The organism is Haliscomenobacter sp., from assembly GCF_040403615.1.
Taxonomy (GTDB): domain Bacteria; phylum Bacteroidota; class Bacteroidia; order Chitinophagales; family Saprospiraceae; genus Haliscomenobacter.
In genome coordinates this window covers 5,278-13,509 of record NZ_JBBAKG010000136.1, presented here as the reverse complement: position 1 = coordinate 13,509, position 8,232 = coordinate 5,278, and the positions used below count along the sequence as shown (strand labels likewise).

Annotated in this window: 6 protein-coding genes; 2 read left to right on the top strand and 4 right to left on the bottom strand. The window is 48.6% G+C overall.

Features of this window, described 5'->3' with window-relative positions; genetic code table 11:
- Positions 1-370 precede the first annotated feature (370 nt).
- Positions 371-556, top strand: a complete 186-nt coding sequence (locus ABW391_RS25985; protein ID WP_353484825.1) for a type II toxin-antitoxin system VapB family antitoxin — start codon at positions 371-373, stop codon at positions 554-556.
- Between the two features lie 12 nt (positions 557-568).
- Here ABW391_RS25985 and lipA read toward each other — a convergent pair whose 3' ends face one another.
- The 3 genes from lipA to ABW391_RS25970 all read right to left on the bottom strand — a co-directional run bounded on the left by lipA (position 569) and on the right by ABW391_RS25970 (position 4,343).
- A complete protein-coding gene (gene lipA / locus ABW391_RS25980) occupies positions 569-1,450 on the bottom strand; it encodes a lipoyl synthase (protein WP_353484824.1) in 882 nt (293 codons plus the stop codon).
- A gap of 126 nt (positions 1,451-1,576) precedes the next feature.
- Positions 1,577-3,466 (bottom strand): CocE/NonD family hydrolase, encoded by a 1,890-nt coding sequence (locus tag ABW391_RS25975; protein ID WP_353484823.1) that lies wholly within the window; start codon positions 3,464-3,466, stop codon positions 1,577-1,579.
- A 61-nt stretch (positions 3,467-3,527) separates the two neighbouring features.
- A complete protein-coding gene (locus ABW391_RS25970) occupies positions 3,528-4,343 on the bottom strand; it encodes a hypothetical protein (RefSeq protein WP_353484822.1) in 816 nt (271 codons plus the stop codon).
- 148 nt (positions 4,344-4,491) lie between these two features.
- Between ABW391_RS25970 and ABW391_RS25965 the strand changes: the two genes are divergently transcribed.
- Complete coding sequence (locus tag ABW391_RS25965; RefSeq protein WP_353484821.1) at positions 4,492-5,823, top strand: polysaccharide deacetylase family protein; 1,332 nt, start codon at positions 4,492-4,494, stop codon at positions 5,821-5,823.
- Between the two features lie 25 nt (positions 5,824-5,848).
- On the opposite strand, the gene ABW391_RS25960 is transcribed toward ABW391_RS25965, so the two are convergent.
- Positions 5,849-8,232: efflux RND transporter permease subunit (locus ABW391_RS25960; RefSeq protein ID WP_353484820.1), on the bottom strand; the 2,384-nt coding region annotated here is incomplete at its 5' end.

Below are 8,232 nucleotides of genomic sequence, written 5' to 3'. Positions count from 1 at the left end.
GAACTCTCGTACTACCGCAACTCACCTTCCCCTATCTCGCGCTTTGCCGCAGTTGAAATTGACGGCAAGGCGCTTAAAGCTACTATGAATTTTGCATACGAAGGTAGAAAATCGATATATTTTGGATCAACAGTTTTGATGCGCAAAATCTAGAATGAATGATCTTTTAGACCAGTTAAGGGAAAGTGGGAGACAGAGTGAGGCCAAAATACGTTTGGCCTTTTTACGCATTTTTACCTTTAATTTTCATCACCCATTTAGGTACCAGCTTTTTTACCAAAAGTTGTGCATCCTGTAATTTTCTACTTAACTCATTTTTTTTGCTATTCATTTAAACAATATGTATATTCACCTCAAAATAGGTGTATACATGCGAACCAATATCGTCATTGATGACCAATTAATGGATCAAGCCATCAATCTTAGTGGCCTTGAGACTAAAAAAGCAGTGGTAGAGCAGGCGTTAAAGCTCTACATCCAACTGCTACAGCAAGCTGCACTACGTGAACTGCGTGGGAAACTACGTTGGGAAGGAGATTTGGATCAAATGCGATAATATTACTTACCCCTACAAATGCCGCTCCGCATGATAACTCGACCTCACCAGCGGCCCACTTTCCACAAACTTAAAGCCTTTGCTCAAGCCTACTTCCTGGTACAGCGCAAACACATCAGGATGGATGAATTCCGCTACCGCGATGTGCATTTGGGTGGGCTGTAAGTATTGTCCAATGGTGAGTACGTCGCAGCCATGTGCCACGAGGTCATCCATGATTTTGAAGACCTCTTCCTGGGTTTCGCCCAAACCAACCATGATGCCCGATTTGGTGCGTTTGCCGTAGTCCTTGGTGCGTTGTATTTGTTCCAGGCTGCGCTGGTATTTCGCTTGGGGGCGCACCTTGCGGTACAGGCGCTCTACGGTTTCCATGTTGTGCGACACCACTTCCTGGCCTGCGGAGATCATGCGCTCCAGGGCTTCCCAGTTGGCTTTGGTATCGGGGATAAGCGTTTCGATGGTGGTGGTTGGAGAGGCTTCTTTGACCAGGCGAACGGTTTGGTGCCAGATTTCGGCACCGCGGTCGGCCAGTTCGTCGCGGTTGACGGAAGTGATCACCGCGTGTTTGACCTGCATCAGCACAATGGCTTCCGCTACCCGGCGTGGTTCATCGGCGTCGTATTCGTTGGGGCGGCCAGTTTTTACCGCGCAAAAAGAACAGGAGCGGGTACAAGTATTGCCCAGGATCATAAAAGTTGCGGTACCTGCGCCCCAGCATTCGCCCATGTTCGGACAATTGCCGCTTTGACAAATGGTGTGCAGCTTGTATTCGTCCACCAAAGTCCGCACTTTGCGGTAATTGGGGCCAATAGGAAGCTTTACACGCAACCAATCTGGTTTACGGGTGCGGCCATTTTCGTTACTCTCCTTGCTTACAACAGGTAATTCAACCATTTCTTCTCTCCACTTTAGAACACAAAAATAGGGATGAGTTGTGAGTTATGAGTTATGGGTTATGAGTTATTTTCGATTTTTCTTTCACAACTCATCCTTCATAATTCATAACTCATCCCTGATCTCTTACTTTTTTAATATAGGCAAGCGCACTTGCGACGGATAAACCGCTGAATGGTGCACATTGTTGCGTGCAATTACCCCTACCGCTTCATCGTAATTGTTTCCTCCGGTATTCATATTGCGGTCAAAGCGGGGGAAATTGCTGCTGGAAATCTCAATGCGGATGCGGTGGCCTTTTTCAAAGTAATTGCTGGTCGACATGACCGACAAATCCACCTTGTACACTTTGCCTTTTTCCATGAACACCTCTTTTTCATACCCCTCGCGGTAGCGCAAGCGCTGAATGGTTTCATCCAGATTATAGGCTTTCCCATCGGGATAAACATCGATCAGCTTGATGGTAAAATCCGTATCTTTTGCATCCGAGGATACGTAAAGCGTGGTTTCGATGAATCCGCTGACTTCCACTCCTTCCGCCAGAGGCTCGGTGGTATACACCAGAATATCGTTGCGGGTCTCCATTTTTTGCTGATCATAAGCGCCGCCTTGTACGGCATTTCCCGTGCAGCATACATTACCGCCGTAGGAAGGAACCGGATTCAGTGGGTCATAGGTGAATCCATCCGGCGCATCCGACTTTGGCGCGGTAGTACTCAGTTTGCCATCACCGTACAAGCTGTTGGCTTTGCCGCCGCTGTTGAGGAAGTAAGTCGTCATTTGAGCGTTGGCGGGTGGCCATACTTCCGAGCTTTGCCACTTGTTCAAGCCCATGGTATAGTATTGCACTTTGGGCGTTTTTTGCAGGATGCCATTCTGCTCGCCTTTCAACCAGTAGTCAAACCAGCCGTAGGTCAAATCGTCGTAATTCAGGCGGGCATCACCTACACTGCGCTCGCCTATGATGGTGTTTTCGGTAGCGCGTTTGTAAGAGCAATGCAGCACCGGAGCAATTACGAGGTACTGGTTGTTGCGCACATTGGGGTCTTTGGCGGTATTGCGCACATGGTTGTACAAGGCGATATTTGGACTGCTCGATACATCGTACCAGGAAACAAACCAAAATCCTGGTCGCTCGATGGGCATATTGTCGTGGTACAAGCCTCCTTTGTACCAGGCAGGATCATTGGGCTTGCGGCGAATCATGTCTTCGTATACTCCTTTGGGGCCATTGGCTTTCTTGACGATGTCCTGCAAAGGCAGGTGTGCCAATCCTTTCGACCAGTCGATGCGTTCGCGTTCGGGATCCAGGTCAAAGGAGCGGGCGGCACGAATGAGCTGATCCTGGGTGGCATCACGCGGGAATTGGGGGCGAATCTCATCGTTTTGCACATCGTACAACCAGGCAGTGAACAGCATTTGTCCGGCGCCACCACGGTACCAGTTGCCCTGCTCGTAGAATTTTCCTACCCGACCAACGCCAGCTCCGAAACTCTGAGGAATGAAGGTAGCCAATGCCGGGTGATTCAAGGCCACTACTGCCATTTGCCACTCTGCCGTAGATGAACAACCGATTGGCGCAACTTTTCCATTGGACCAGGCTTGTTTCGACAACCAGTCAACGGCATCGTATCCGTCGGTGGTCGGAGGGCCGAGGATATCCCAGTTTCCTTCAGAAAAGTAGCGGCCGCGCTCATTTTGCACCACATAGGCATAGCCTCGCTTTACCGCTTCCAATGCGGCCTGATAAGTACCATTGCGCTGTTCCCCGTTGCTCCAGGAATTAAAATTGTAGGGAGTTTTGGAAAAAATAACCGGAACTTTCTTGTCGCCTTTGGGTCGGTAAATATCGGTTGCGAGGCGCACCCCATCGCGCATGGGCATCATCACTTTTTGATCGATGATGGCAATTTCTTGTAAACTTTTCAACACATCTACCTGCGCAGCAGGTTGTGCCCAAGCAGTAGAGGCCGCTAGCAATATGCACAGCAGCCCGTAAAAATTTAGATTTTTCATACCTTCCGTAAGGTTTTTTTGTGTGAAGCTGAATGTAAGTAGTGCCCAGGATATTGCTGAATTAAGACCGCTTACCCAACTGTACGTTCAAGAACAAGTTCAAAAACAAAGGTTGGTTCTGTACATTGGGTGCGGAGGGTGTCTCCACCATGATGGGTACTTTTTTCAGGTAAAAATCGGCCATGATGCCCACTTCAAATGCTTTGATGAACTCATCAAAAGCACCCCAGTCGAAGTGCAGGGATACTTTGGCGTGTCCGCCAGGAAGGAAGCTGGAATTACCCAGGCCTTTGGAAAAGCTGTCTGCGCCGTAAATGCTGTTGATGTCCAAAAAGCGGGCTTCATTTTCGGCGGTATATCTTTCGCTGCGGAAATTTCGGTTAAAGTCTTCTGGTACAAAACGGAGCAACAAATAATAAGGCTTCAGGATGCCCAAACTTGCGCCAGCAGAATAATCCAGCCCCAAAGCCAAACCTTTGCGGCGGGCTTTTTCGGAGAGGTAGCGTTTTTCACCAAAAGTCAAACGCAAGGCATAAAAATTATTTTGCTTGCCATACACAAAACCCCGGAAAGCACCTTCCAAGGCTGCGATCTGGTTGCTCTTGTTCTGACGGGTTTCCTTGACGTGCTTGATTTCGCCCAGTTCAATGCCCCAATAAGCAGTGCGATTGTAGGACTTGATTTTGCCAAATTGCAATCCTGCCGCCAAACCGTTGGTGTGTGGCTTGAAATTGAAGGCTACTTCTTTGTTGTACACCACCCCTTTACGACTCTGGTAGTTGTTTTGCCCCAAAGAAAGAGTCTGTTGTGCCGCTGCAAGAAGGGGCAAGCACAGGCTTAAAGCCAGGCATATGATGCGTATGTTGCTATTTTTCATGATCCTCGGTTTTTTTTCCGAAACAGTGTTAACTTTAAAAGCGTATTGTAGTAGAATTTGTTTACCAAGTCGCTGATTTAAATGTACGAATTTCCAGGAAAAGGTTTGCATTTTGCGCGTCATTTTTCCCGAAAAGACAATTTTTTCTATGCACATAGTACTTTTTTGCCCCATTTATTCGTCCCGCCTGGCCTACGTACTCCAGATTTTGTTTGAGCACCTGTGTCCTCATTCCTATGAATGGGTATACGACAAAAATGCCTATGTCGGTTCTTTCGGGGCAAAAATAAATTACAGCGCAACCCCGATAGACCCCAATGAGTTGTGGATTCGCCCCGAATCCTTGTTGTTTGAGTCTACCATACAGCCATATCCTATACATACAAAATGGGTGGAGGGTTGCCCCTGGCTTGACTTTGGTTCCACGGACTCCGGTCAATTGCCTGCCGATGTTTTTGCGGGAAGTTTTTACATACTGAGTCGCTACGAAGAATATTTGCCTTTTGCCCCTGATCGGTTTGGGCGATTTACGGCAGCACAGAGCTTGGCCAAGCGGGAAGGCTTTTTGCATTTGGCGGTGGTACAGCGCTGGTTGTTGGCCTTGTTTCAAAACTTGGAGCAACGCAATCCAGGTTTTTCCTGGCAAGCCCTCCCCTACTCTTTTGCGCCAACTTACGATATTGATATGCCCTGGGCATTTTGCTTCCGCCCCTGGTGGAAACAGTTGGGGGGGGCCGCCAAGGATGTTTTGCGAGCAAAGCGATCGAGGTTGCAAGACCGCTTGAAGGCCTGGTTCAATCCCCAGAATGACCCATTTTTCAGTTTTGCCCAACTTCAGGCCTGGCATGAAAAATTCGGTTTAAAACCCCGCTTTTTTTTCCTGGTCGGCGATTCATCCGCATACGATACCAACCCTTCGCATCAATTGCCGGCTCAGCAAGCGCTGATTCAAGGGTTGTCCGTAAATTACTCAATCGGACTCCATCCTTCTTATTGGTCGAATACCGAACCGGAGCGCATTGGGATGGAAAAAAACCGCCTGGAAAGCATCAGCGGACAAGCCGTTTTGCACAGTCGGCAACATTTCCTCAAACTGCGTTTTCCTGAAACCTACCGCCAACTGATCGCCGCCGGCATTAAAGCTGATTTCTCGATGGGATTCTCCGATGATACCGGTTTTCGGGCAGGTACTGCCGTTCCTTATCCCTGGTACGATCTGGAAAAGGAAACTTGCACCAAACTGATCATTCACCCTTTTGTAGCCATGGATGTGACCATGCAGCAGTACCTGGGTCTGAATGCCCAGCAGGCATTGGAGCGCATTCAAACTTTACACACAGAAGTACACAGTTTGGGTGGACCACTTTGCACGCTTTGGCACAACAGCTCCTTTTATGCAGAAGATGGCTGGAGGGGCTGGAAGGAGGCGTATGAGGGGGTTTTGGAGATTTGTAGCACTGATGATACCCAAAAAACATAAATACTTTGTCTCATTCTGAATCAATTCAATTCTTTTTCGCCGTCAGCCAGTATACCAAAGGAATAAAGCAAGTGGTGAAAAACGTCCCAATGGTAAGTCCTCCGACAATGACGTACACCAAGGTTTTTTGCAAATCAGCTCCAATCCCAGAGGTAAAAAGTACGGGCACCAATGCCAAACTGGTGGTGAGCGAAGTCATGAGCAAAGGCTTTAAACAAATATCTCCAGCATCGTAAATGGCGCGCTCTAGGGCTTGTCGGGGCGGCATTCCTTGCTCCCGGTATTGCGCCAAAAGTCGATTGATGGTATCCACTTTCAAAATTGGGTCGTCCACGATAATGCCCAGTACGACCACAAAACCAATCGCCGCCATTACATCCAGCGCGGCCCCATTGGCGTAGAGCAAAAGCATGGCTCCAAACACCCCCAATGGCATGGTCAGCATGACCAGCAGGGGCTGCACCAGGTTTTCAAATTGTACCGCAAGGATAAAATAAAGCAATACGATGGAGATGGCAAAAATTTGCAAAAGCAAGCGCAGGTTTTCTCTGGCTTCAAAGTAACGCCCGCTAAAATCGAGTGAAAATCCGTGATTATTGCCCCAGGTAGACATTTTATCCTGCAGTTCGCCGTAATTGAGTTGAGGATTGGTAAAAAGGATGGATTTGTACTCCCCACCTTTATCGGCGGTAATGAATTTATAATTGCTGCTCATTTGCACCTGTACAAATTCGCGCAAGGGATAATACTGATTGTTTTGCCCCTGAATGCTGTTTTGGAGCTTTTGCTCCCAGTCATTGGTTTCTGGCGTGCTGAAACGAATGCGTTTTACAGAGCCAAAACGTTTGATTTCCGTGATGTTGAACTGGCCAAATAAGTGTTGCAGGTGATCCCGCACATTACTGCTGGATACGCCGTAGTGTGCCATCTTGTTGGCATCGATCAGCAGTTCGATTCCTGGTTCTTCTTGCAAGCCAGCGCCTTTTTGACCATTGGTGGCCAGCAATTGAGGCAAGTGCTGGTTCAGGGCGGCGAGCGATGTTGCATTGAATCCCCCATTGGCTGGTTTAATTTTTGCTTCAAAATAAGGGGCGTTGCTGCTGAACAACTGGGTGAATGCATTGGGGGCATCCCGCAATTCAAACAGACTTTGAGGGTAGTGGGTCTTGAGCCATTGACTTACTTTTGCATCCAGCTTTTCACGTTCCGGTTGGGAGTTACAGGCGTAGTAGAAATCGGTTCTTGCCACGGAATTGTCTTCCTGCTGCAACAAAAATTGCTGAAGGCCAACTTCAGCCTCTCGCACCTGGCTGTAGGGCTTGATGATTCTGTCCAGCTCCTGCATGCGGCGCAAGTTCTCCTGTGCATCAATGGGTTCATTCCAATCCAGCCTCAACAGGGTTTCCCGTCTTTCCAATTTTGGCAAAGCGGCAATCGGGGCATTGGATACCATCCATCCTCCCAACAGCATCAGCCCCAGTGTAAATACCAAAAACAATGCCTTAAACCGAAACACAAAATCAATCAAGCGGTGATAGCCCTTGGCTACCCAGCGAAAAAAACGGGTGTCTTCGCGCAGTTGTTCGGGTTCGCTGCGCAAAAACAAACGATACAACAGCGGCGCCAAAACAAAAGCCACCAATAGCGAAACACCCAAAGAGATGCTCAGGGCAATGGCCTGATCGTATACCAGGGCTCCAGCCAGTCCACTCATCAGCACCAAAGGGGCATACACGGCTACCGTGGTCAAAACCTGACTGATCACAGGGGCAGTAACTTCCTGAACACCAACACTACAGCTATCAATCATGGACAAACCACTGCGGCGTTTGCGGGTGATGTTGTCCAGTACCACGATGGAGTTGTCGATCAACATGCCGATGCCCAGGGCCAGCCCCGAAAGAGAAATGATGTTGAGCGAGATGCCAAAGGCCCAAAAAAATACAAAGGTAATGATCAAAGATACTGGAATGCTGATGCCCATCAGGGTAGGAGAAGCAATATTGCCCAGGAAAAGAAACAACACCGCGATGGCCAGAATACCACCGAACAATAAATCCTGATACAAATTGCTGATGCCGGCGTTGAGCAGAAAGGTTTGGTCTTGGGTAAGGGCAAAACGCACTTGGGGGTAATCTTTCCGAAAAGATGCTACGGCTTCAAGAATCTTGGGGGTAAGCTCGTTCATCTTCGACAGGGGTTGTTTTTGCACCGTGATGACCAACCCTTCTCGACCATTGTAGAGGTGATAACCAGAGGGCACTTCGGTGATGGTTTCCACTTTGGCCAGGCGCTCCAATGGCACTACCCCTCCGGGCGTACGCACTGGAAGCTGAGCGATATCAGAGGGGCCTTCCAGCCGATTGGCCACTTTGACAAAGTAGCGGTATTGCCCATCGCGGATAGACA

What these genes read in the sequence shown, in the direction of transcription:
- ABW391_RS25985 (WP_353484825.1), top strand. Translation starts at nt 371, where the DNA reads ATGCGAACCAATATCGTCATTGATGACCAATTAATGGATCAAGCCATC.
- ABW391_RS25970 (WP_353484822.1), bottom strand. Translation starts at nt 4,343, where the DNA reads ATGAAAAATAGCAACATACGCATCATATGCCTGGCTTTAAGCCTGTGC.
- ABW391_RS25975 (WP_353484823.1), bottom strand. Translation starts at nt 3,466, where the DNA reads ATGAAAAATCTAAATTTTTACGGGCTGCTGTGCATATTGCTAGCGGCC.
- ABW391_RS25965 (WP_353484821.1), top strand. Translation starts at nt 4,492, where the DNA reads ATGCACATAGTACTTTTTTGCCCCATTTATTCGTCCCGCCTGGCCTAC.
- lipA (WP_353484824.1), bottom strand. Translation starts at nt 1,450, where the DNA reads ATGGTTGAATTACCTGTTGTAAGCAAGGAGAGTAACGAAAATGGCCGC.